At 42.8% G+C, this 24748-nt stretch carries 19 protein-coding genes and 1 tRNA gene; 11 read left to right on the forward strand and 9 right to left on the reverse strand.

The window, feature by feature from the left end; all coding sequences use genetic code 11:
* Nucleotides 1-2 precede the first annotated feature (2 nt).
* The 4 genes from BN161_RS15830 (at nt 3) to BN161_RS15845 (ending at nt 3729) form a co-directional block, all read left to right on the forward strand.
* Nucleotides 3-368 (forward strand): 2-amino-4-hydroxy-6-hydroxymethyldihydropteridine diphosphokinase, encoded by a 366-nt coding sequence (locus tag BN161_RS15830; protein ID WP_044268010.1) that lies wholly within the window; start codon nt 3-5, stop codon nt 366-368.
* A gap of 45 nt (nt 369-413) precedes the next feature.
* Nucleotides 414-1163 carry a 3-deoxy-manno-octulosonate cytidylyltransferase gene (gene kdsB, locus BN161_RS15835; RefSeq protein WP_029427955.1) on the forward strand — a complete coding sequence of 250 codons (750 nt, stop codon included), beginning with the start codon at nt 414-416 and terminating at the stop codon, nt 1161-1163.
* Nucleotides 1157-2446 (forward strand): M16 family metallopeptidase, encoded by a 1290-nt coding sequence (locus tag BN161_RS15840; protein WP_044267950.1) that lies wholly within the window; start codon nt 1157-1159, stop codon nt 2444-2446. Before kdsB ends, BN161_RS15840 begins: the two co-directional genes overlap by 7 nt.
* A gap of 125 nt (nt 2447-2571) precedes the next feature.
* A complete protein-coding gene (locus BN161_RS15845) occupies nt 2572-3729 on the forward strand; it encodes an MORN repeat-containing protein (RefSeq protein WP_044267953.1) in 1158 nt (385 codons plus the stop codon).
* A gap of 86 nt (nt 3730-3815) precedes the next feature.
* Here BN161_RS15845 and BN161_RS15850 read toward each other — a convergent pair whose 3' ends face one another.
* On the reverse strand, nt 3816-4754 hold the full coding sequence (locus BN161_RS15850; protein ID WP_007214035.1) for a ribose-phosphate pyrophosphokinase: 939 nt from the start codon (nt 4752-4754) through the stop codon (nt 3816-3818).
* Between the two features lie 178 nt (nt 4755-4932).
* Here BN161_RS15850 and BN161_RS15855 point away from each other — a divergent pair, with 178 nt between their 5' ends.
* The 7 genes from BN161_RS15855 (at nt 4933) to BN161_RS15885 (ending at nt 13751) form a co-directional block, all read left to right on the forward strand.
* Nucleotides 4933-9279 (forward strand): ATP-binding protein, encoded by a 4347-nt coding sequence (locus tag BN161_RS15855; protein WP_081743727.1) that lies wholly within the window; start codon nt 4933-4935, stop codon nt 9277-9279.
* An 11-nt stretch (nt 9280-9290) separates the two neighbouring features.
* Nucleotides 9291-10019, forward strand: a complete 729-nt coding sequence (locus BN161_RS15860; RefSeq protein WP_044267959.1) for a DUF5932 domain-containing protein — start codon at nt 9291-9293, stop codon at nt 10017-10019.
* Nucleotides 10012-11466, forward strand: coding sequence for an AbgT family transporter (locus BN161_RS15865; RefSeq protein WP_125910851.1), 1455 nt, complete (start codon nt 10012-10014; stop codon nt 11464-11466). Before BN161_RS15860 ends, BN161_RS15865 begins: the two co-directional genes overlap by 8 nt.
* Before the next feature lie 100 nt (nt 11467-11566).
* A tRNA-Arg gene (locus BN161_RS15870) sits at nt 11567-11640 on the forward strand.
* Between the two features lie 143 nt (nt 11641-11783).
* Nucleotides 11784-13025, forward strand: coding sequence for a phage integrase SAM-like domain-containing protein (locus BN161_RS15875; RefSeq protein WP_044267964.1), 1242 nt, complete (start codon nt 11784-11786; stop codon nt 13023-13025).
* Between the two features lie 97 nt (nt 13026-13122).
* On the forward strand, nt 13123-13305 hold the full coding sequence (locus BN161_RS15880) for a hypothetical protein (protein WP_025832662.1): 183 nt from the start codon (nt 13123-13125) through the stop codon (nt 13303-13305).
* 41 nt (nt 13306-13346) lie between these two features.
* Nucleotides 13347-13751: a DUF5053 domain-containing protein gene (locus tag BN161_RS15885; RefSeq protein ID WP_044267967.1), complete on the forward strand. Its 405-nt coding sequence runs from the start codon at nt 13347-13349 to the stop codon at nt 13749-13751.
* Nucleotides 13752-13829: 78 nt separating this feature from the next.
* On the opposite strand, the gene BN161_RS15890 is transcribed toward BN161_RS15885, so the two are convergent.
* From BN161_RS15890 to BN161_RS15930, 8 genes are read right to left on the reverse strand one after another with little or no spacing between them, the layout of a single operon-like run.
* Nucleotides 13830-14312, reverse strand: coding sequence for a DUF6808 domain-containing protein (locus tag BN161_RS15890; protein WP_044267969.1), 483 nt, complete (start codon nt 14310-14312; stop codon nt 13830-13832).
* A 4-nt stretch (nt 14313-14316) separates the two neighbouring features.
* On the reverse strand, nt 14317-14754 hold the full coding sequence (locus BN161_RS15895) for a hypothetical protein (protein WP_044267971.1): 438 nt from the start codon (nt 14752-14754) through the stop codon (nt 14317-14319).
* On the reverse strand, nt 14751-15233 hold the full coding sequence (locus tag BN161_RS15900) for a phage holin family protein (protein ID WP_244436518.1): 483 nt from the start codon (nt 15231-15233) through the stop codon (nt 14751-14753). Before BN161_RS15900 ends, BN161_RS15895 begins: the two co-directional genes overlap by 4 nt.
* Nucleotides 15234-15280: 47 nt before the next feature.
* Nucleotides 15281-15490, reverse strand: a complete 210-nt coding sequence (locus BN161_RS15905) for a hypothetical protein (RefSeq protein WP_044267972.1) — start codon at nt 15488-15490, stop codon at nt 15281-15283.
* 6 nt (nt 15491-15496) lie between these two features.
* Nucleotides 15497-15769 carry a hypothetical protein gene (locus BN161_RS15910; protein ID WP_044267973.1) on the reverse strand — a complete coding sequence of 91 codons (273 nt, stop codon included), beginning with the start codon at nt 15767-15769 and terminating at the stop codon, nt 15497-15499.
* A gap of 15 nt (nt 15770-15784) precedes the next feature.
* Entirely contained in the window at nt 15785-23365 is a 7581-nt protein-coding gene (locus tag BN161_RS30145; RefSeq protein WP_052356308.1) for a hypothetical protein, read from the reverse strand.
* A 1-nt stretch (nt 23366) separates the two neighbouring features.
* Complete coding sequence (locus BN161_RS15925) at nt 23367-24497, reverse strand: hypothetical protein (RefSeq protein WP_044267974.1); 1131 nt, start codon at nt 24495-24497, stop codon at nt 23367-23369.
* Nucleotides 24494-24715, reverse strand: a complete 222-nt coding sequence (locus BN161_RS15930) for a hypothetical protein (RefSeq protein WP_044267977.1) — start codon at nt 24713-24715, stop codon at nt 24494-24496. The genes BN161_RS15925 and BN161_RS15930 overlap by 4 nt, the downstream gene beginning before the upstream one ends.
* Nucleotides 24716-24748 lie beyond the last annotated feature (33 nt).

The following is a 24748-nucleotide window of genomic DNA, read 5'->3' on the forward strand; positions in this document are numbered from 1 at the left end:
AAGTGGTTTATACAATCAGCATCGGTAGTAACCAGCAACAGAAAGAGAATCTTTCGTTGGCGCGGAAGCGGTTGAAAGAACTGTTTCCTGGTATTCGTTTTTCTACGGAAGAAGAGACTAAACCGCTTTATTTCCGGCGTTCATCTTTATTTTCCAATCAGGTGGCACGTTTTATTTCTAGTAACGATGCGGCGGAAATAACTTCTTGTTTGAAAGCTATTGAACGGGAAGCGGGGCGGATGCCTGAAGAGAAAAAGCAAGAAATAGTCCGGCTGGATCTGGACTTATTATCATGTGATGATACAGTCTATAAACCCGACGATTTAAAAAGGGACTATATTTGCCGGGGATTGAAAGAGATAGAGTAATTTTAAATGGGTACGCGTATCTATTAAATCGTAAATATAAACATGTTGAAGTTTTTAGGAATCATTCCCGCCCGTTATGCATCCACGCGTTTTCCTGCAAAACCGTTGGCCATGCTGGGAGGTAAAACTGTAATACAGCGAGTATATGAACAAGTGGCAGGTATTCTGGACGATGCTTATGTGGCCACAGATGATGAACGGATCGAAGAAGCTGTAAAGGCTTTCGGAGGTAAAGTAGTGATGACTTCTGTGAATCATAAAAGCGGCACGGATCGTTGCTATGAAGCATATACTAAAATAGGGGGAGACTTTGATGTCGTAGTCAATATTCAGGGTGACGAACCTTTTATTCAACCCTCCCAACTGGAAACTGTAAAAGCTTGCTTCGACGATATTACGACCCAGATTGCTACACTGGTGAAACCTTTTACTCCTGAGAATGGATTTGAAGCTTTGGAGAATATCAATTCTCCGAAAGTAGTGCTGAATAAGAATATGAATGCACTCTATTTCAGCCGCTCCATTATTCCTTATCAGAGAAATGCGGAAAAACAAGATTGGCTGAAAAACCATACTTATTATAAGCATATAGGATTATATGCTTATCGTGCTGAAGTTTTAAAAGAGATTACTTCGTTGCCGCAATCTTCGCTGGAACTGGCAGAATCGCTGGAACAACTTCGTTGGCTGGAGAATGGCTATACCATTAAAGCCGGTATTACCGAAGTAGAGACCATCGGCATTGATACTCCTCAGGATTTGGAAAAGGCTGAAGAATTTTTGAAAATATGTTAGACAGAACTATCCAGCCCCTTATTTGTGAGCCGGAACAACTGGCAGTGCCATCTCCTGAATGTCGGGTGATGAAAAATGGCATACTTTTATATATACTCAATGCCGGGGATAATGAAGTAGTCCGAATCGACCTGTTGATAGAAGGTGGACGCTGGCAACAGAACCAACGCTTGCAGGCTTTGTTTACCAACCGGATGCTGCGCGAAGGTACCCGGCGTTATTCGGCCGCGGCCATTGCCGAAAAGTTGGATTACTATGGTGCCTGGTTGGAACTTTCCAGCTCGTCCGAGTATGCTTATATCACCCTTTATTCTTTAAATAAATATCTGCCGGAAACTTTAGATGTTTTTGAATCTATCGTAAAAGAACCTCTTTTCCCTGAAAAAGAGTTGGGAGTGATTATAGACAGCAATATCCAACAATTTCTTGTAAACAGCTCCAAGGTGGATTTTCTGGCCCATCGCACTTTGATAAATGCCGTATATGGCGATACGCATCCGTGCGGGCAATTAGTGCAGAAGGAAGATTATCATTTGATTAACCCTTCTGTCTTGCAATCTTTTTACGACCGATATTATCATTCTGGAAATTGCAGTATCTATCTTGCTGGGAAGGTCAGCGAAGACACTATCCGTCGTATTGAAACTCTTTTTGGAAGTGAACCTTTCGGTAAAGATTTCCGGAAGCCGGAAAAACCGTCCTATGTTCCGGTAACTTCTTCTGAGAAACGTATTTTTACCGAGCGTGCCGATGCAATGCAAAGTGCTGTTCGCATGGGAATGCTTTCTTTGGACCGACGTCATCCTGACTATTTGAAAGTCCGCGTTCTGGTTACCTTGTTCGGAGGGTATTTCGGTAGCCGTTTGATGTCTAATATTCGTGAAGATAAAGGATATACGTATGGTATATCTGCCGGCATCATGCCTTATCCCGATAGTGGCCTGTTGGTTGTCAATGCAGAGACTGCCAATGAATTTGTAGAACCGCTTGTCAAAGAAGTTTATCATGAAATAGACCGCCTGCAAAATGACCTCGTATCTGCCGAAGAACTTGCCATGGTGAAAAACTATATGTTGGGCGATATGTGTCGCAGCTATGAGTCTGCCTTCTCACTGGCGGACGCTTGGATCTTTATTCATACTTCCGGCCTCCCCGATTCGTATGTGAGGGATGCCGTAGAAGCAGTGAAGACAATTACTCCTGTCGAGATACGCGAACTTGCCTCACGCTATTTGTGCAAAGAGACATTAAAAGAAATCGTATCCGGCAAAAAAATGTCATAAAAAAGGTGTGATACACCTTCCTTTTAGCAGATTAATTGTATCTTTGTACAAATACTATATAGGGCGTGTAACAAGTTGCTGCGTTTACACGTCTTTTTATTAAAATCGCTAATTTATAATTTTCAATGAAATATCTATATACTGCACTCATTCTGGTATTCATGTCCCAAGGCGGGGCGACGGCCCAGGAAAAGAAATCCGGTTTCTTCGACAAAGTAAAAACAACTTTCTCTTCTGAAATAAAGATAGGAACTCATACCTTCAAAGATGGTTCCGTATATACGGGTGAAATGAAAGGACGTAAACCCAACGGAAAGGGTAAGACGGTTTTCAAGAATGGCAATGTCTACGAAGGTGAATATGTAAAAGGAAAGCGTGAAGGATATGGTACTTATACATTTCCTGACGGCGAAAAGTACGAAGGACAATGGTTTCAGGATCAGCAACATGGTAAGGGCATCTACTATTTCATGAACAACAACCGCTATGATGGTATGTGGTTTCAGGACTATCAGCAAGGCAAAGGTACAATGTACTATTACACCGGTGACATTTACGAAGGAGACTGGGTAAATGATAAACGTGAAGGTCAAGGTACATATACCTGGAAAAACGGTTCCAAATATGAAGGTTCCTGGAAAAATGATAAAAAAGAGGGTGAGGGTACTTTTGTCTGGAATGACGGCTGTAAATATGAAGGTGACTGGAAGAACGATGTGCGTGATGGAAAAGGGACTTTCGAATATGCCAACGGAGATAAATATGTAGGCGACTGGAAAGATGATATGCAACATGGAAAAGGTATTTACTTCTTCCACACCGGCGATCGCTATGAAGGTGCGTATGTGCAGGGCGAACGTACCGGAGCCGGCATTTATTATCACGCCAACGGCAATAAGTATGTGGGAAACTTTAAGGACGGCATGCAACATGGAAAAGGTGTATTCACCTGGGCAAATGGTGCAGTCTATGACGGCGACTGGAAAGACAACCAACGTGACGGCCGCGGAACCTATAAATGGAATGTAGGTGATTCCTACGAAGGTGAATGGAAAAACAACCAGTTCAATGGTCAGGGAACTTTGATAATGACAGATGGAACTAAATATAAAGGTGGTTTTGTGAATGGTATGGAAGAAGGTAACGGTATACAGGAGGATAAAAACGGTAATCGTTACGAAGGCTTCTTTAAGCAAGGCAAAAAACACGGTCCTTTTGTTGAAACGGATAAAAACGGAAAAGTAATAAAAAAAGGCACGTACAAAATGGGAAGACTGGAGTAGAATGATTGAGATTTGAAACTTTAAATAAAAACAAAGGCTACGCAATATTAAACTGCGTAGCCTTTGTTTTTATATCCAATTCTCTATTAGATAATATACTGTGAACTGATAGACTCATTATTCACCACTCTCTTAATGGTTTCTGCAAACATATCAGCAATACTGAGTTGTTTCACTTTCGCGCATTTCTTAGAGTAGGGGATACTATCGGTAAATACGATTTCGGTCAGACTGGATTCCTGTACACGGAAAGACGCCGGGTCGGACATTACACAGTGACTTGCAATAGCGCGTACTGATTTAGCACCGGCATCCAACATAATGTTAGCTGCTTTGGTGATAGTACCGGCCGTATCTACGATGTCATCTACCAATACTACATTCTTATCGGTTACATCACCGATAATTTGCATGGATGCAACTTCGTTTGCTTTCTCACGTGATTTGTTGCACAATACCAAGGGAACTCCCAAATACTTTGAGAATGTGCTGGCACGTTTGGAACCACCCACATCCGGCGTAGCGATTACAAGATCTTTCAATTTCAAGGACTCAATATAGGGGAGGAACACTGCCGAAGCATACAAGTGATCTACCGGAATGTTGAAGAAACCTTGGATTTGATCAGCATGGAGATCCATCGTAATCAAACGATCGATACCTGCTACTGAAAGTAAATCGGCTACTAACTTTGCGCCGATAGAAACGCGAGGTTTGTCTTTTCTGTCCTGTCGTGCCCAACCGAAATATGGAATGACTGCAACAACGCTTTTAGCAGACGCTCTTTTTGCAGCGTCGATCATCAGCAGAAGTTCCATTAAATTGTCGGAATTAGGGAAGGTGGATTGAACCAGGAATACATGTGCGCCACGAATTGACTCTTCATAGGAAACAGCAAACTCACCATCAGCAAAGTGGGTGATGTTCATCTTTCCCAGAGGGCAATCAAGGCTTGCGCAGATTTTCTCTGCAAGGTATCTCGAGTTAGTTCCGGAGAATACCATTACGGGTGCTTTTTCGCTCATTTTGTAATAGATGTTACCTATTTGTTTAATACGGCTGCAAAGTTATGAATTTCCCGCTACATTCTACAAGACTTATTGTAGAAAAATCTTTTTTCTTTCCCGAATTTATTTGTAGCTTTGCTAAGTGAAACGGTTTCCTCATATACGATTGGTGGGCTTACTGTGTTTTTGCATAGTAATGATTTCTTGTGTGGGTACTGCTCCCACCAAGGAAGTACATCTTATCGATTCGCTCAACCAAGTGGCTTATTCTTATCGTTATAAAGACCTGGATTCTTCTTGTTATGCTGCCACACAAGCTTATGGAAAAGTAAATCTGTATAGTCAGGGGAAAGCGGAAGCATCCAATAATCTGGGCTTTTGCGCTTTTATGCGCATGGATTTTGAGAAAGCGGAAAAGTTTCATAAAGATGTGTATAGTCTCACGAAAAATGAACTGGAACTGCTGGTTGCCGATATCGGATTGATGAAAATCTATCAGCGGACGGCCATGAACAAAGAATTTTATGACTATCGGAACAGTGCCCTCCATCGCATGAAACGAATAGATGAAGATAACAAGCTTTTCGTAGATAAGCACGAGCGGTTGAGACTGAACTATGCACGCTCCGAATTTTATATTGTTTCCGCAGTTTATTACTACTATCTGCAACAACGTCCGGAAGCGGTGGCTTCCATCAACGAAATATATCCGCAGGAAGAACTTGCGGCAGATACAAACCAGTTACTGTATTATCATTATATAAAAGGATCGGCAGCACTTTGTGATGGTGAAACGGCGGATGAACGTCGTTTGCGTGAATTCGACGAACTGTATACAACTTGGAAAATGGCATCCCGCGGAGGATACTTGTATTTTGAAGGTAATGGAGTGCAGGGGCTTGCTAACCTGATGGCATCTCCCGATAATTATGACTTTTTCCAGGTCAGGCGTTCTCATGCGTTGAAACAGTTTGATGTTCCTGTTGATTCTTTGTTGCCCATGCGTTTAGGACAATTGGCTTTGAAGAAATTCAAGCAATATAATGATGTGTATCAGATTGCCGGTGCCTATGTTTCTATTGGTAAATATCTGAATGCGCATGATAACTACACCGAAGCATTGGATACATTGACGCTTGCCTTGGAGTGTGTGAACAGCCATCATCGCCGTTTTTATGATTGCCACGATAGCTTGGACTGGTTGAAAACCTATGATATACGGGATACCATTTCTTCAGAAAAAGCATGGATAGAGCGTAAGTTAAGAACCGTTCCGGAATGGATTTCACGTATTCGCGAACAACTGAGTGTTACGTATGCCGGACTGGAAATGAAGCAACACTCCGATTATAATCGCAATATTTATCTGGATATTCTGGAAGATACCCGTCAGGATAAGGAGTTGGAAAGCCGTTATCAGGCTTTGGAAAGTGAAGCCCGGCAACTCAATATTTTACTCTTCTTTGTGATTGTCGGTTTTATACTGGTGGTTTTATTCTTTTGGATATTCAATAAGCGGTCTAAAGAACGTAATCATGTCCATTTGCACCGTTTGAGGCAGATGTTGGACATTTGCCAGAAAATAACCGCTTCTATTCCCACGGACGCGCAGACGGAAGAAGAAATTGTAGATGCCATTCTTTCTGCTGTGCAGACAGATATAGAGGAACTTTTCATTGTAAAAGACATCCGGATAGAAGATGGGCAGTTGGTATTACCCAAACGTCTTACGAAGGATGAGAAGGCAATACTACATGTGATTGCTCCTTATATTACATGGGCGCTTGATAATGGAATGACTTCCATTTCGCTGGGTGACGAACGTCGTCGGTTGGAGAAAGAACGGTATGTGTACGAACTGCATATAGCTGGAAATAAACGTCAGAATCTTATAAAGAAAGCGTGTATGGCCATTGTGAACGGTATTCATCCGTACATAGACCGTATTATTAATGAAGTGCATAAACTGACGGAAAAGGGTTTTATCCATGACGAATACATCAAAGCTGAGAAGTATCAATATATGGACGAATTGGTGACAACCATCAATGAATACAATGATATCCTTGCTTTATGGATTAAAATGAAACAGGGTAGCCTGAGCTTGAATATAGAAACGTTCGGATTGAACGAGCTTTTCGATCTGATACGGAAAGGAAGCCGTGCCTTCGAAATGAAACAGCAACAACTGGAAGTGACGCCAACGGATACCTATGTGAAAGCTGACAAGGCGTTGACGCTGTTTATGATAAACACGCTTGCAGAAAATGCCCGTAAATATACTCCAAAGGGAGGCAAGGTAAAAGTCTATGCAAATTCGACAGAAGAATATGTGGAAATCTCAGTAGAGGATACCGGTTATGGCCTTTCAGAAGAAGATGTGACGCATATTGTCGGTGAGAAATTGTATAATTCGCAGGAAATAGGTATACTGGATGCTGCCGATCGGGAAGAACTACTGAAAAACAAAGGGAGCGGCTTCGGCCTGATGAATTGTAAAGGTATCATTGAGAAATACCGGAAGACGAACGAAGTATTCAGAGTCTGTTTGTTCAATGTAGAAAGTAGTTTAGGAAAGGGCAGCCGTTTTTATTTCCGCCTGCCTACAGGAGTGCGTAAAACTTTGATGGTATTTCTGTGCATATTCTTTTCTATAGGCATGAGTTCGTGCAATAAAGCAGTGGAGGAAGCGGTGATGCAACCGGATGAAATCTATGCGCAAACGGCTCAGGATTCTTTGTCATTAACTGCGGAAAATGAGTTTGAAGCTCTGTTGAATGAGGCGTCTGACTATGCCAATGATGCATATTATAGTAATGTGGAAGGAAATTTTGAACAGGCTTTGGAATATGTAGATTCTGCCATGTCTTGTCTGAATGCGCATTATAAAAGGTATGCCCAGTATCCGCAGCGCTACATGTCATTGAGAGGAGAAGGGGAGCCGGGGGAATTATCCTGGTGGAATGAGCTTTTCAATTCTGACTTTCATGTCATTCTGGATATCCGGAATGAGGCGGCTGTCGCTTTTCTGGCTTTGAAACAATGGGATGCGTACAGTTATAATAATGCCGCCTATACCACCATGTACAAATTATTGGGTGAAGACCAGTCTTTGGAAGAATATTGTCGTCAACTGGAACGTTCTACCAATAATAAGATGGTGGGTGTTATCTTGTTTATCGGACTTATAGCTATGTTGCTTTTAGGATATTACATTCTGTATATTCGTAAACGTCTTGTAAACCGTTGGAATCTGGAACAGGTTTTGGAAATCAATAGACAGATATTTGCTGCCTCCCTGATACAAGTTCCCGAAACAGAAGAGGCATTGCAACGGGAAGAAGATACCCTGAAAGCTATTCCTCAACGTATCGTTGACGAAGGTTTCGATGCCGTAAATGAGTTGCTAAGTATTGATCGGTTAGGAATCGCCGTTTATAATGAAACGACACATCAACTGGAATATGCGTCAAATTCTATAGAAAATGAGTTGTCCTCTGCGGGAGATAATGGATCATCTGCGGCAGAAGATGAACTTTGGAAGGAAGTAGTTCAGCGTTGTTTTGAACAGCATACTCAACTGTCCGCACCAGGATTTGAAGCTTTGCCTTTGGTGGTGGATGCTGCGGGTGATTCGCGTTGTGTGGGTGTGTTATATCTTGAACGGCAGGAGAGCGTCGATCAGGAGACGGCTCATTTATTGTTGGAATTGATTGCGCGGTATATAGCGATTGTGGTCTTCAATGCAGTTGTGAAACTGGCAACAAAATACCGCGACATTGAAGCAGCGCATGAAGAAGCACACCGGGCGTCATGGGAGGACGGTATGTTGCATGTGCAGAATATGGTGCTTGATAATTGTCTTTCCACCATCAAGCACGAGACAATTTATTATCCGAATAAGGTCAAGCAACTCATTGGTAAACTCCGTTCAGGTATTCTCTCAGAAACGGAAGAGAAAGAGACGGTTTCAGCTATCAGCGAATTGATAGAATATTATAAAGGTATATTTACCATATTGAGTTCGTGTGCATCGCGCCAGTTGGAAGAAGTTACATTCCGTCGAGGGATAATTTCCGTACCGGAGTTGTTTGTTTTGGCAGAAAAATATTTTCGTAAAGCGAATAGGGGAAAAGGGTTTGTTGTATCTTTCTCTACGAAAGCTATTGATGAAAGAGTGGTCGGAGATTTTATCCAACTTCGTTTCTTATTGGAGAATCTGATAGATGAAGCTTTGTCTGTTCCTCTGGATGGAAAAATACATTTGGCGGCAGCAGTAGACGGAGAATATATTCGTTTCCTTTTCACTGATATGCGAAGGACGAAAACCCGTGAGGAATTAAATCAACTTTTCTATCCAAACCTGGAACGTATGACGGCAACAGGAGAAAAAGGAGAGTTGCGAGGTACGGAGTATCTCGTCTGCAAGCAGATTATTCGCGACCATGACGAGTTTGCCGGAAAACGTGGCTGTCGCATCAATGCTGAACCGGCTGAGAATGGTGGATTTACAGTTTATTTCACGATACCGAGAAGAAAATAAAATTAAAGAATATGGAAGACAAGAAATTCAAAGTAATTATTGTAGAAGACGTCAAGCTTGAACTGAAAGGAACGGAAGAAATCTTCCGCCATGAAATACCCAACGCAGAAGTTATCGGTACGGCTATGACCGAAAGCGAATTCTGGACATTGATAGAAGCTGGAGTTCCTGATTTGGTCTTGCTGGATTTAGGATTGGGTGGTTCTACTACTATTGGTGTGGATATCTGCCAGAATATATTTAAGCGTTATCCGGGAGTACACGTACTCATATTTACGGGAGAAATTCTGAATGAAAAGCTTTGGGTGGATGTTCTGAATGCGGGTGCTGACGGTATTATTTTGAAAACAGGTGAGCTGCTTACGAAAACAGATGTACAGGCAGTAATGGATGGAAAGAAGCTGGTTTTTAATTATCCTATTCTAGAAAAAATTGTAGACCGTTTCAAGCAATCTGTTGCGAATGATGCCAAACGTCAGGAAGCGGTTATCAGTTATGATATTGATGAGTATGACGAACGTTTCCTACGCCATCTGGCATTGGGGTATACCAAAGATATGATTGCTAACTTGAAAGGTATGCCTTTTGGAGTTAAATCTCTGGAAAAGCGTCAGAATGATTTGGTAAACCGTCTGTTTCCACAAGGAGAGCGGGTAGGAGTGAATGCAACCCGTCTGGTTGTGCGTGCTTTGGAACTCCGTATTCTTGATATAGATAATCTGGAAGCAGATGATGAATAACAAATGGCGTTTACCGCATCCGGCAACAATGTTTCTCTTGTTGACGCTGGCTGTCATTGTCCTATCATGGATATTTGACATTTACGGCCTGAGCGTGTTTCAACCGCAAACAGGGGAGGAGATACGGGTACAAAGTTTGCTTAGTCCGGAAGGTGTTCGTTGGCTGTTGCGGCATGTGGTTACTAATTTCACGGGGTTTGCTCCGCTGGGCTTAGTAATTGTGGCTATGTTTGGTATCGGGGTGGCACAACATTCAGGTTTTATAGATGCTTGTATCCGCGGTGGGGCACGTTGTAAGCACAATCCATGGCGTATGGTGATACTGGTTATTTTCTTGGGATTACTTTCCAATGTAGTAGGGGATGCCGGATACATTATTCTTTTACCGATTGCAGCAACTTTGTTCCATTCGGTCGGGCTGCATCCGGTTGCAGGTATTATTACGGCATACGTTTCTGTTTCGTGTGGGTATAGCGCTAACCTGATGCTAAGTACTTTGGATCCTATGCTTGCTGCCAGTACCCAAGAAGCCGCGGATATGGCAAATGTGTCACCTGGAAATACAGGGCCGTTATGCAATTACTATTTCTTGTTTGCATCTACTTTCTTGCTGGCTTTTATTATTTATCAGGTAACCCGCCGTAATCTTCTTCCGGCTTTAGGGGAATATGCCGGTCATATTCGTTTCAATGGTTATAAGCAATTATCCCGCAAAGAACGTCGTGCTATGATAGGTGCAGTATCTATCGGGGTGATTTATACAACCGTGATTCTTTGGGCTACTTTCTCTTCATGGGGTATTTTGCGTAGTGTGAATGGTGGTCTGATCCGTTCTCCTTTTATAGAGGGCATTCTGTTTTTGCTTTCTTTTGGTATCGGGCTTATGGGGATGGTTTATGGCTTTGCTTCCGGCCGTTATCGTACAGATGGAGATGTGATTGAGGGGCTTACTCAACCTATGAAACTGTTGGGTGTTTACTTTGTTATCGCTTTCTTTGCTGCTCAGATGTTTGCGTGTTTCGAGTATTCTCATTTGGATAAATGTATAGCCATTATGGGAGCAGACATGCTTTCGTCTATTCATCTTGGGAGTTTGTGGATACTCATTCTATTTATTCTCTTTACAGCACTTGTGAACCTTATTATGGTCTCTGCCACTGCCAAGTGGACTTTCATGTCCTTCATCTTTGTTCCGTTCTTTGCCAATATGGGAATTTCTCCGGATATGGTGCAATGTGCTTTTCGTATTGGCGACAGTGCCACTAATGCTATCACTCCTTTCATGTTCTACATGCCTCTTATCCTTACTTACATGCAGCAATATGATAAGCAAGCGACCTATGGTTCATTACTGAAATATACATGGAGATACTCTCTCTATATATTATTAGCCTGGACTTTGTTATTTATTTTATGGTATGTAACAGGTTTACCATTAGGATTATAACATCTAATCGGATATAAAAGCATCTATTTACAAAATATTTTCTGCGTAAAATCTTTGCAAATTTCACAGAAAAGCGTACCTTTGCACCGCAATTAAGGATGGTTCCGTAGCTCAGCTGGATAGAGCAACGCCCTTCTAAGGCGTGGGTCAAGCGTTCGAATCGCTTCGGAATCACTTTGAAGACTGGTTATAATATATTGATAATCAGTCTTTTCTTTTCTCCCTCCTCAGCCTAATGGCTATAAAAAAAAGATACGATTTCCCACCGGAAAGTCACCAACAGTGGAAAAACAGTGTCTTTAAAAACTTATAGTTTTATGGCAACATTATCATTAACTATTTTATCAGCCAAGCCTACTAAGGATGGAAAGTACCCTGTCTTTGTCCGTATCTCGGTCAAAAATGATAAGGAGTATATCAAAACAGAGTATCAACTTGACGATACCTGCCAGTGGTATGAAGGAAAAGTCGTTGCACGTCCGGATGCGACGATGGTAAATAAACGCTTACTGTATGAACTGAAGAAATATAAAGACCGGCTTCAGTACATAGATAATTCTGAGTATTATACAGCCAAACAACTAAAAGCAATTCTGACGCAACAGGATAAAGCTGTGCCCGATGTTCGCACCTTCAATGAGTTCATGCGCCAACGAATTAAGGAAAAACAGGAAGAAGGTAAAGATAGCCATGCGAAGATGTTAAAAGAAACTCTGAGAGTGTTCGAGGCGGCAGAGGGGGATGTTCCGATGATATTGATGAATCATATTACTATAGAACATTTTGACCGATGGATGAAACTGCATGGCCACACGGATGGTGGTCGACAAATACGATTGAGCCAAATAAAGGCGCGCGTTAATGAAGCCATAAAGTTAGGATTACTCCGCTGTGAGAAGCATCCATTTGTTTACACCAAAATACCGACTCCGGAACCGCGAGAACTTGATGTTCCCGTCGAGGTCATCAGGAAGATAATCAGTGCAGATGTATCACGCAGCCGACAGCTTGTTTTAGCTAAAGATATGTTTCTATTGAGCTTCTTTCTCGGGGGCATGAACTTTGCCGACCTTATACAAACAGACTTTTCAGAAGAGGCAATTAGTTATGTTCGCCAGAAGAGTAGTGAACATAAGAAAAAGAATCGTCAGATAACTATTAGCATTTGCCCGGAGGCTAATGCTATTTTAGATAAGTATATCAAGAATGGTTATCTTAAATTTGATTATAAATACTCATCAGGAAACTTGCAACGCTACATTAATAAGTGTCTCAAGTTACTTGCCAAGGAGCTAAATTTCAAAGGCACTCTTACTTATTACTCCGCTCGCAAGACCTTCGCCCAATTTGCGGCAGAGATAGGTATTCCTTACCCTATCATCGAATACTGTCTCGGGCATTCCATCAAAACAGGAATCACCATCAATTCTTATGTCCGGGTAAAACAGTACCAGGCTGATGCGGCAATACGCCGGGTAATAGACTACGTAAACGACCCAGAAGTATTCAAGCCATATATTGAGATGAGAAATCAGATGCAAATGATGGCGATGATGTAGTATATAATAAGGTATAAAAGAAAAATAATCACTTAAAAGCTTGCATAATAACCAAATGATTATTACCTTTGCGATGTCAAATAACAAAAGTAACAATATGAGTAATGAACAAATTAAAAAGGACTTGCTAATACAGAGGGCATTCCTTAAAAAAGAGCTAGACCAGCTAAGGTTTATTTCAGAAGTGACCGGGACGAACCAAGAAAAGGAGATAGATAAAAGATTAGACCGGATACTTACAATAGACAAAATCTTAGCAGAGTTAGAAAAAAAGAAGTAAAAACAAGCCATCCTACGGGGATGGCATAAAATTATAAACTTATGACACTAAAAGAAGAATTACTAACTCTAAAGCCATTATTGGGCACAGATTCACCGGAGTTCTACGATAAAGTGAGAGATATAGCATCACGGTACAACTCAGAAGAAGACAAAAAAGTTATTGCTGACTTTGTGTCTGAACGTCTACAGAACATTGATAAGGAGTTGAATGTTATTGAAGAAAATGCAATAAAACTGCAATTGCAAGAAGTTGCGGAGATCGTTTCCCTTAGCTATTTGGCAAAGAAATACTTTAATAAGAGCCGGGCATGGCTTTATCAAAGATTAAATGGGAATATAGTAAACGGGAGACCTGCCCGTTTTACAAACGAAGAATTGCAAACATTCAATAATGCTTTGCAAGACATTTCTAAAAAAATAGGCTCACTTAATATCTCGTATTGATATTTTGTTATTTGACACTATCCCCGTAGTTGAGCCACTACGGGGATTTTCATTTAAAGAAAAAGCCGAGGCAGATATTCACCACATGAACAAGTTATAACTAACACCTACACCTGCATACCAGCCACATGGATAACCATAACCGACTTGCAAGCCCAATCCCAAACGTTTCCGCTTTGCAGGAACCGGTATCTTTATCTCTCTTAATCGGCTATACACATTGATGCTATCCAGTCTGACATTATAACCTGATACCCAGAGATGGTATAAACTATCTTTATACACTTTAGACGTAATCGGTATTTCTACCTGAACAGAATCAACCGAAGCGGCACATGTATCACCTTTAGGATCACATGTATCTTTCTTTATAGGTAATTTTACCGTTTCATACCTTATCACTACGCTCTCTCTTGGTACAGGATAGTAAAAAGGAATAGTCTCCACATACTCAGTAGTATCGGGCCTCATATCCACAGACAAAGGTTCGTGCGGACGGAACCAGGTCGCCACACAAGCCACAGCCAGCAATATGACTAATATCCAAGGCAGCTTTTTCATAGTTTCATCCTTTAAAGTAAACCACTTTACCTTTCTTCCCGTCATTCCTCATATCCAGATGCACCCAAGTGACATCCTGTTCCAGTCGGATAGGATAAGGCAAAAGAACCTGATTAACTTTTATCCAGTTCCTGACATCCAACGCAGTCATACCCTTCACATCAAAATCAACTGCTGTACCTTGACTATGGGCTGACATATAGACCTTTTCAAGTCTCGTCTTCTCGGCCACGAGACTACATACATTACAGCGAAGTCCCCGCTGGGTGAGATTACCACCAATCTGCCAATTATTGACATGAATAGGCTTACCTAATTTCTCCCGGATAGCAAGTAATGTCTCCAGCAATCGATCATCGAAGAACTGCCAAGCATTATCACTAAACTTATTATACACGTGTTTGCATACAAGTTCCTGAATATCGAAATAGTCTTTAATCATTTTGTTTCCTCCTTATTGATTATATTAGTCACATCTTCTTTATCAACGCTGAATACCTTTTTGCAGAATAGACCTATAGCAGCTGCCAAGTTGAAGTTATATCCTTTTGGTTTTAGTATGTTACTAATGATTGAGCATCCTTCAATAAAACAGACAAACAGACAGGCATAGGTGTCAATGTGCATTGATCCACCGGCAGCCTTATTCACCATTACCACCATCACAACAAAAGAAAAATAAGTAACCATCTTTCCCATAGTTGCCCGACACGCTCGACTAAATCGCACATGATCACCCATTAATTTACTTTTTCTCACTCCTGTTACCAAGTCACAGGCTATCACACACGCCATAGTAATCAGCCAGGGAATCATCATTTGCAAACTGTCAATAACAAAGCTACCGGCTATAGATGCAAATGCTCCAGATGTAATTTGATGAATTGCTTTCTCTTCCATTTTATCTAATTTAAAGTTCATTAGATTTTTCCCGCCCGGTCAGCAAGGATCGGGCGGGAATTTTCATCTTATACAAACATTGCCTCTACTTTGGCTTTAATTTCATCCATCGTTCCAGCCATCTGAACATTTACACTCAGATAACCAGAGCTAATATTGGCACTACCTATCACCTCGTTATTCTCACAAATGTTATAACTAACGTTTGTCACCTCTTCACTTACTGACTCACCGTTATAATTACGGTTTACACTCTCACTAACTTTTTCTAATTTCATAATCTTTTATTTTTTAGGATTAATAATGTTTTCCAGCAGCGGGCAAACGGCTTCCTGAACAAATGCCAGAAATCCCTCACGCACATACTTTACAATAATACCAGCGTTTGCGGCATCCACATCAACCTCACCGTTCTTGTAGATTTCCCTCGCAAGTTCCAGTTCGCCAATATCGGCAGTCTTACCATAAATGGTATTACCTAGCTCTTTGCTGACATCAAGGGTACTATTATTCCCCTCAATGTCCTTCACTTGAATGTTCCTAAAATCAATTTTCATTCTATAATTTTTAATTTAAAATTTATTTCGTCCGATAATTGCTATATTGAAAGCTGCATCAATTTCGCCATTATTGGTGTCTAAAATTCGAACATTAAAATAATTAACATAATTATCTACAACCATCCCGAAAGCCCATCTTTCACCGCTGGTTGCCCAAGGCGTACAGGTTATTAGGGCATAATATTGCGTATGGTTAAGATTATGATTTATACGATATCTCCCTACCCCTGTTCTTGTACTGGAAACCGTACAGCCATTTCCCCAATAATTTTCCACACCACCACCTGCGCTTATTCGTCCTGCCCACAATACACCCGGAGCATTCCAAACTTCACCGGGACGCTGCCCGAAGGTGTGACTACCATAACTTTCAACAGCTGTTCCTCCTGTCTGAGCTATCATACTCAAGCATGTACCTGATACATTTTGAGTATATATACCGATACCTGTGACGCCATCAGCCCGAATACCTAACAATTCAGTAGCACTATCGTTAATTCTTAAAAAACGTGTTCCACTCGGTTCTACAAGTATTTTAGCAGACGCAGCACTTTTTATAGAAAGAGAATTATCTTCTACATTCCAACCACCAATTGTTGCGCCATTAGTGACATTCAGCTTTCCTGTTGTTATCTCAGTAGCTGCAATTTTGGTAGCTAATAAAGTAGAAGTTACGATATCGTCAGCTTTAATAAGACTTGTGCGGATAAATCCACCGTCGATAATAGTTTGTTTTGCAGTGGCTTTATTTACCATGTCGGTATAACTTGTATATCCAAGTTTGACCGCTACATCATTACGAGCATTAGTTAGTGCGTTATTGGCTTTAGTTGTTGCGTCTGTAGCAGCGGCTGAGATAGCTGCACTTTTTGCATTGTTTGCCTTTGTTGTTGCATCCGTTGCGGCAGTAGAAACGGCGGCAGTCTTTGCATTGTTAGCCTTCGTTGTAGCATCGGTAGCCGCCGTACTAATAGCCTCGCTTTTTGCTGTAGCTACTTGCGCCGGGGTCGCCTTACCGTTAATAGTGCTTTGCGCAGCACTGTCCAAAGAAGAAAAGGTAACTTTCCCAGCTAATGATAATTCCTTTCCAAAAATAGAAATGCCTCCGGCTGTTATTGTCATGCCGGATTTAATTTCCTCGCGTGATGGCGTATCGTCAACGTCTGTAACATCAAATACCGTAGCATAAGCCACATACCAAGTAACAGGCGCGGCAGCGGTCGGTGCGGCACCGCCAGTTAACGCAAAGTAATTTAAAGTACTAAATGTGCCGGAAGCACCACAAGTGACTTTACAAGCATATTCTTGCCATTTGCCAGCACCAGCCGTTGAGGTCAGCCATTTTGTCGCTCCACCTGTTCCGTAACTATTGTGGTAAACATTCAAATTACGTCCGGTCGGAATATTAGCGATAATACGCACAACAAACACAGCATTAGCGCGGGATTTATTACCGAAAAGAAAACCACCTATACGCTTATCTGTTGCGGTGTAGAATTGCGTGGCAACGAATTTCATTGCCTTTGCATCCGGGTTAGGACACCCGGTAACTGCAACATAACTACGGGTTACCCCAGTACCTAGATAAACGGTTGTACCGTTGTAGCTTCCACCCTTAAAGATCGGGTCACGATATAACATCTTACCTTTAGACATTGCAGTAGCCAATTCAGCCGCATTAGTAGCCTGCGTTGTCTTTGTCGTAACCTCAGTTACCTTTAAAGTAATCTGATCGGCTTTGGCATTTATTTCACTCTGTTTGGTCGTAACAGAGGTTAACGAGGTAGCAGCCGAAGTTGCTGAGCTAGCGGCAGCGGTAGCACTGTTTGCGGCAGCGGTCGCCTTTGTTCCGGCAGTCGTCGCAGAGTTTGCGGCGGCAGTAGCCTTTGTTCCGGCGTTTGTCTCGCTTGTTTTAGCATTGGCTGCGGATGTAGCCGCTTGTGTTGCTTTCGTTGTAACCTCCGTTACTTTAGTGGTAATACTACTAGCCGTCTGATTTATGCTACTTTCTTTCTGGGTGATCGTAGTCAGCTTAGCGGCGGCGGTATCAGCTGAACTTTTGGCGTTTGTAGCCGAAGTTGCAGCAGCGGTTGCGCTATTAGCAGCGGCGGTTGCTTTTGTCCCGGCATTCGTTTCACTTGTTTTCGCATTGGTGGCAGACGTAGCGGCAGCGGTTGCTTTCGTCGTGGCGGTAGTTGCCGCAGTTGTTGCCTCTGTGACCTTCTTGTTTACTTCCGTCACTTTCGTTGCAATTTGCCCAGCTGTCTGAGTTATACTACTTTCCTTTGTCGTCACCTCTTCCAGTATAGTTTCAGCACTTTCAGCGGCTTTTTGAGCATTCGTTGCAGAAGTAGCCGCGGCAGTGGCAGAGCCAGCAGCAGCGGTAGCCTTTTGCCCCGCGGTCGTTGCGCTACCGGATGCGGCGGTAGCGGATGAAGCAGCAGCGTTGGCTTTCGTCGTTGCGGTTGATGCTGAACCGGATGCAGATGTAGCGGAAGAAGCTGCGGCAGTAGCTTTCGTTGTTGCAGTACTGGCAGAGGTAGACGCAGATGTTTCGCTCTTCTTTGCATTGGTTGCCGCGGTAGTAGCTTCTGTTACCTTTGTACTAATAACACCTTCACGGATTTCAAACTGTGTTTCTACATTGGTAATGCGGGTGTTAATAGCATCCTTATTGGGTACAGGTGCAGTAACAACCGTAAGTATATCCACAGTCTGACTACTTACAGTATATGCAGCGGTTTGCAGCGATATACTAACACCTGTTGCGCCTTCCACCGTTACACGATATTTAGAGCCACCGCGTACATAGACATACTCGCGACTGGTGTTCGTCATTTGCCCGATATTACCAACAGGAACAACATTAGCATGATTATACGTGTAATCTAAAACTGTTCTTTTAACCCCAATAGTACCCCAGCCGCTTGCATTTGTAGTCCATTTGCATATAACAGAAAAACCATTTGTGTGCGTACTCCAAGCGGGCTTGCCATAGCTCGTATTTAAAGTTCTGTCAACTGTTATAGTGTACATTGGGATACTTGTAGCAAGCACCATCGTAACCGGATAATATTTACTAGCATCCAACGCCGTAGCGTCTACCCAAACCTCAGTACGCTTCGCAGCATTAGCGGCAATCGTTTCAGTCTGAGACTTAACAGTTAATTTAATGGCATCAGGTGTTATCTTAGCCTCTGCTGCGGAAACCCTTGTTCCTAACGCTGTTACATCAGTTTTAGCCGCCTTTAATGCTATCTGGTCGGTGTGTTGCTTTATCGTTGTTTCGGCAGAGCCTACACGAGTGCCAAGTGCATTAAAGTCAGTCTTAGCCACCTTTAGCGCGATACTGTTGTTTAGTTGGGTTATACTACTGGAATGCTCTGTCTTCGTAGTATATTTACCCGCCGCGTCTGTAATAGCCGCTTGTTTTGCATTATTGGCTTTGGTCGTTGCATCGGTTGCAACATCTTCCGGTGCAGGTGTCCAGTCAGTAGCTTTATTTCCCTTTTCCAACTTCATGTTATCAAACCATACAGTTGTGATCTTATCAAACCAAAAGAGAAATACACTATAAGTATCACTATTATAAACGCCCTTTAGCTTTAAAGAATAACGCTTCTTGGTCGTACCGATCAATGCAGTACCGCCACTCTGAACAGTACCATAACCAAAACGGGCACTAATTGTAGTTTCTGCCAGTGCATAAGCATCGAAGCTAAAAACATAATCTTCACTTTCATTATGAAATAGTTGTTTTACGATTGTATAAAGGCTAGAACTTCCTACAGCTTTCCCTACTACTTTCAACATCCCATTATCTAACGACAACGTATAGGTATTAGCATTTCCCGAATAATAATACGTACTGTTCAGTGTTTTAAAGTCACTTCCCGTAAGCAAATTACGCCCACCAACCTGTACAGCGTTTGCTGCATTGCCCGCTATAGTTTCAGTCTGGCTTTTAACCGTCAACTTAATAGCGTCCGGCGTTATCTTAGCTTCGGCGGCTGACATGCGTGTGCCCAATGCGGTTACATCCGTTTTAGCTGCTTTCAGTGCTATCTGATCAGTATGCTGTTTAATAGTCGTTTCAGCCGAAGAAACGCGCGTACCCAATGCGTTAAAATCAGTCTTAGCAACTTTCAGTTCAATGCTATTGCTTAACTGCGTGATACTACTTGTATGCTCTGTTTTGGTAGTGTATTTCGCGGCGGCATCAGAGATATAATCTATCTCCGCGTCGGTTACATCGAATATCGTAGCATAACAGATATGCCATTCCAAAGGTGCGGCGGAAGTCGGTGTACTACCTCCTGAAAGATAAAAGTAACCTGTATTGGAGAATGTACCGGATGCGCCGCATACAATTTTATAGGCGTATTCTTCCCATTTGCCAGTCCCTGCATAGGCAGTAAGCCACTTATGCGAAGCCCCTGTACCAAGAGCATTTGTTGCAAACTTTAAGGTGTATCCCGTAGGAATATTAGCAATAAGACGAACGATTAACACCCGATTGGCTTTCGCAGTTGCTCCCCAGTAAAAGCCACCCCGATCAGGTGAGGCAGTTCCTGTTGTCTTCACTTTAAGACAGTAACCGGAACTATTAGGATTACCGGAAATACCGGAGACACGCGTAACGGTTACATTGCCGTTGCCGGAATTATTATAAACAGAACAACTATTTGAACCGGATTTAAACGACGGGTCGCGATAAATCATCTTACCTTTAGACATTGCCAACGCCAACTCCGCACTATTGGCGGCGGCAGTAGCTTTTGTTCCGGCTGTACTAGCAGAGTTCGCGGCATTAGTGGCAGACGTTGCCGCTTGCGAGGCTTTGGTATTGACTTCTGTAACCTTAGTGGTAATACTACTGGCTGTCTGATTTATGCTACTTTCTTTCTGAGTGATCGTAGTCAACTTAGCCGCCGCACTGTCAGCAGAGTTTTTAGCATTCGTTGCAGAGCCAGCGGCAGCTGTAGCACTATTAGCCGCAGCAGTGGCTTTAGTCCCGGCTGTAGTAGCAGATGTAGCGGCGTTAGTGGCAGACGTTGCCGCCTCTGTAGCCTTTTTAGTTACTTCCGTTACTTTTGTCGAAATCTGGCTAGCGGTCTGATTGATGCTACTTTCCTTCTCTGTAATGGTAGTCAACTTGGCAGCAGCACTATCGGCAGAACTTTTAGCGTTCGTGGCAGAGCCAGCAGCGGCTGTAGCACTGTTAGCTGCGGCAGTAGCTTTTGTTCCGGCATTCGTTTCACTTGTTTTCGCATTGGTGGCAGACGTAGCGGCAGCGGTTGCTTTCGTCGTGGCGGTAGTTGCCGCGGTTGTTGCCTCTGTGACCTTCTTGTTTACCTCTGTCACTTTCGTAGCAATTTGCCCAGCTGTCTGAGTTATGCTACTTTCTTTGGTAGTCACTTCTTCCAGTACGGTTTCAGCACTTTCAGCGGCTTTTTGTGCAGCGGTAGCACTGTTTGCCGCAGCGGTAGCTTTTTGCCCCGCAGTTGTTGCGCTACCGGATGCGGCGGTAGCGGATGAAGCCGCAGCATTCGCTTTTGTTGTTGCTGTACTGGCTGAACTAGATGCACTCGTAGCGGAAGAAGCTGCGGCAGTAGCCTTTGTTGTCGCAGTAGATGCACTACCAGACGCAGCCGTCTCACTCTTCTTTGCATTGGTTGCTGCGGTAGTAGCCTCTGTTACCTTTGAACTGATAACACCCTCACGAATTTCAAACTGTGTTTCTACATTGGTAATACGTGTATCAACATCTTCCGGCGCAGGCGTCCAATCAGTAGCTTTATTGCCTAATTCCAGTTTAACATTGTCAAGATAAAGAGTAGTAGCAATACTAAACACAAATCCCAACAGACGGGAATTTTCGTTTGTATTGTTCTTGAATACGACACTATATCTTTTTTTCTCTGTACCAATTTGAACTGCACCGCCATACGTTGGATATGTATAATAATTAGCTCTAAAGTACAATGTACACGCTTTCAAAGCATAAGCATCAAACGATATAGTGTAATCACCAGCTACATTGAACGAATAAGGCGCAACGTACCAAGCAGTATTCCAAGAATTATTTAACTCCGCGGATGTCCTACCTTGCAACCCGACAATTTTTAATTCAGAGTTTTCAATAGATAAGGTGTAATTCTTATCTTGGGAACCCAGCCATTTAGATAAGGAGTTTTCAGAAAAATCAGAATTGGCAAGTAAATTACGCCCACCTACTTGAACGGAAGCAATGCTATCATTGATAAACTCCTCTACCTTCTTGCCCGATTTAAGAACAAAGGTACCTTTCAAATAAACATTTATTCCATAAAAGCCAATGCCGGATAAGACTCCAAATACCGCATCGGTTATGCCGCTCAGATTACCGGTGCGCGTTATTAATTTACCTGTGAGGGAAAAAGAGTTGATAGCATCATAATCGTCTCGATAAGGTGCCGTGTCGCCAACGGTACAATCAATCTGCGCTTTCTGACGGGCGGCAACGGTTCGGTTGCCAAGTACCGCTATATCGTCACCTGCTGCCGGAGTTGCGCTGCTTACTTCACAATCAGTTTTCGACAGATTGAAATATCCTTCACCAGCAGACGTGACAAGCCGCCAGTAACGCTTTATAGACTTCCCTGTAAATGTCTGACAAAGCACTTGATCACCCTGCACGAAATCGTCCGTGCTGTCATGCTCGCATTTCCAATAAGTCCCGCCGTCGGTAACCTTCACCAACTTTCCACCGGCTGCCGAACGAATAATCATACCACCCTGATGAACAATTTTTTGAACGACCAGTTCGAAAACGGAAAAGATCTTGCGAACAACTAAGTTATCAATCTCCATATTCCAGTCACCACCAAGGGTTTTATATATCTTCATACCCTCACCGGAGAATCCGGAAACGAAACTTTCAGATGATACGTAGTCCTTTACAACCGTACCCATTAGTGTAGCTACATGAGAAACACTTAGATCATACATGTCGGCAAGCGATTGAACCAGGAGGTTGAGAGTCGTAATTTTCTGCGAAATCGTAGCATTCTTACCGGATATGTTTTCTTTCGCGGTAACATTCTTACCGGATACAGTATTAGAGGCAGTGATATTTTCGCCCGCTACACTTTCGGATGCTAACACATTCTTCCCTGAAACGGTTTCAATGGCATCAAGCATATTCGCCGATACTGTACCTATTGCATCCACATTCTGAGCAGAAACAGTTTCAGAAGCTGATATATTTTGCCCTGAGATACTCTCAGAAGCCGTAACATTTTTACTTGAAACAGTTTCCGTAACATCTACACTTTGAGCAGATACACCGCCAGATGCTTCAATTATATCGGTCTGTATTCCATTTTCTACATATAATCCGCCTAGCAGCTTCAGCAGATGCTTTGTCTCATCCGGTCCTGTCTTAGATAAGAAGTACTTCTTCAGTTCCTCAATATCTATAGTTTTATCCTTCAGCCCTTCATTCAAAAATGCGAGCACTGCCGCTACATGACGGTTGGAGACACTGTTCTTAAGTATCGCTTTGTCTATATAGTCAATTAGCTGGTCAATTACTTCCTGTTGCTGTGTCATATCAGTTAAATTCGGGTGTGAATTGTTCGGTATGTATGCGCGGGGATCCGAAATCATCATCCAGGAGTGATCCGGTATGATGGTGTTCTGACTCTGCAAAACGCAATGTTAACTTGATGCTTTCCGGAGTGGTGGCACGTGCGGCGGATGCCAGGTTATCAGCCGTAGTGATAACCTTGATATTGCGGCCATCCAGTCCCAGGATCTTGATATCATCTGACGATAGCATATCTATAAGATATACGAGTTCTTCCGGTGATCGATATCCGGAGTCTACTTTTAATGTGTCGGTACCGGATTGGCGTTCACGGGCTTCTACATAATCATCCACCAATTCATCATATACGAAGTATGTTTCTTCGTCCGCTGCCTTGTGCTCGATGGAACCGATACCGGTGACCTCGATACGTTCGTAGGCTCCGTAGGAGTTCAGGAATTGAAGCAGATAACGTTCCCGCGAGACAGTTCCCGGAGTGATCACAATCGTACAGGCTTTTGTCTCTCCGGAATAAATATCAAAGACGGATGCCAGGACATGACTCGTTTCAAACAGATTCTTCCGGAGGCGGTACAAGTTGAGTGCGACAGGATCTCCGGTTGTGCCGGGTAGGGGAGTGGCAATCCCTGCAGCTACAACTTTCAGTTCTGCATCAGGGTAGATAAAGGGGATTGGCAACAGTTCCGTTTCTCGGATAGTGAAAAGGCGCCCGGTTCCGCGGGTAGTCTGGAAAAAGTTTCCTTTTGAGTTGAGCAGCTTCCAGGTGAAGATATTACTGTTTTCATCATTCAGCCGGCGAAGTGTCCGTTTACTGACTCCGCCGATCAGAGCTTTTAATGTCAGCGTCACTTCTCCACCTTCAGTATTAGTGACTGTGATGGTGATATCTTTAGCGCTACCGGTGGCACTGATCAGCACGTCAACAGATTCATTATATAAAGTAGCCGGTTGCACGATGGCGGCAAGTATATCTTGTATGAAGATGGAGAAATCCCCCTCACCGCTGCCGGTATAAACAATATTATTTCCTTCCTTGATAACATAAGTGGCCAAAGAGGTGGTATTGACAGACAACTTGATAGGGTTCCCGGTCAGTGCCATGGTTGCAGGGTATATATTAGCGGTTAGACTCATAACGGGGTATAGGTTGATAAGACAATATTTCCGGATACGGATACCGTACAGCTACAATAAGTAATCAGGAACACATCACGTTCCGGGGTCGGTGTTGTGATGAACGCGAACAGGTCGTCGGCCATGGCGATATTGTTTCCCGAATACCGGCGATAAGCAGTCAGTAACACATCCGTATTACTGACCTGCATGGCTGTTATGTTTTTGCTGTTAATCATGGTGCAAAGATGAGAACTGAAGGCGGAGACTAA

The organism is Bacteroides timonensis (assembly GCF_000513195.1).
GTDB lineage: Bacteria > Bacteroidota > Bacteroidia > Bacteroidales > Bacteroidaceae > Bacteroides > Bacteroides timonensis.

Coding starts and splice junctions, on each gene's coding strand:
- BN161_RS15840 (WP_044267950.1), top strand. CDS start 1,157: ATGTTAGACAGAACTATCCAGCCCCTTATTTGTGAGCCGGAACAACTG.
- BN161_RS15845 (WP_044267953.1), top strand. CDS start 2,572: ATGAAATATCTATATACTGCACTCATTCTGGTATTCATGTCCCAAGGC.
- BN161_RS15850 (WP_007214035.1), bottom strand. CDS start 4,754: ATGAGCGAAAAAGCACCCGTAATGGTATTCTCCGGAACTAACTCGAGA.
- BN161_RS15855 (WP_081743727.1), top strand. CDS start 4,933: ATGATTTCTTGTGTGGGTACTGCTCCCACCAAGGAAGTACATCTTATC.
- BN161_RS15860 (WP_044267959.1), top strand. CDS start 9,291: ATGGAAGACAAGAAATTCAAAGTAATTATTGTAGAAGACGTCAAGCTT.
- BN161_RS15865 (WP_125910851.1), top strand. CDS start 10,012: ATGAATAACAAATGGCGTTTACCGCATCCGGCAACAATGTTTCTCTTG.
- BN161_RS15875 (WP_044267964.1), top strand. CDS start 11,784: ATGGCAACATTATCATTAACTATTTTATCAGCCAAGCCTACTAAGGAT.
- BN161_RS15880 (WP_025832662.1), top strand. CDS start 13,123: ATGAGTAATGAACAAATTAAAAAGGACTTGCTAATACAGAGGGCATTC.
- BN161_RS15885 (WP_044267967.1), top strand. CDS start 13,347: ATGACACTAAAAGAAGAATTACTAACTCTAAAGCCATTATTGGGCACA.
- BN161_RS15890 (WP_044267969.1), bottom strand. CDS start 14,312: ATGAAAAAGCTGCCTTGGATATTAGTCATATTGCTGGCTGTGGCTTGT.
- BN161_RS15895 (WP_044267971.1), bottom strand. CDS start 14,754: ATGATTAAAGACTATTTCGATATTCAGGAACTTGTATGCAAACACGTG.
- BN161_RS15900 (WP_244436518.1), bottom strand. CDS start 15,233: ATGAACTTTAAATTAGATAAAATGGAAGAGAAAGCAATTCATCAAATT.
- BN161_RS15905 (WP_044267972.1), bottom strand. CDS start 15,490: ATGAAATTAGAAAAAGTTAGTGAGAGTGTAAACCGTAATTATAACGGT.
- BN161_RS15910 (WP_044267973.1), bottom strand. CDS start 15,769: ATGAAAATTGATTTTAGGAACATTCAAGTGAAGGACATTGAGGGGAAT.
- BN161_RS30145 (WP_052356308.1), bottom strand. CDS start 23,365: ATGACACAGCAACAGGAAGTAATTGACCAGCTAATTGACTATATAGAC.
- BN161_RS15925 (WP_044267974.1), bottom strand. CDS start 24,497: ATGAGTCTAACCGCTAATATATACCCTGCAACCATGGCACTGACCGGG.
- BN161_RS15930 (WP_044267977.1), bottom strand. CDS start 24,715: ATGATTAACAGCAAAAACATAACAGCCATGCAGGTCAGTAATACGGAT.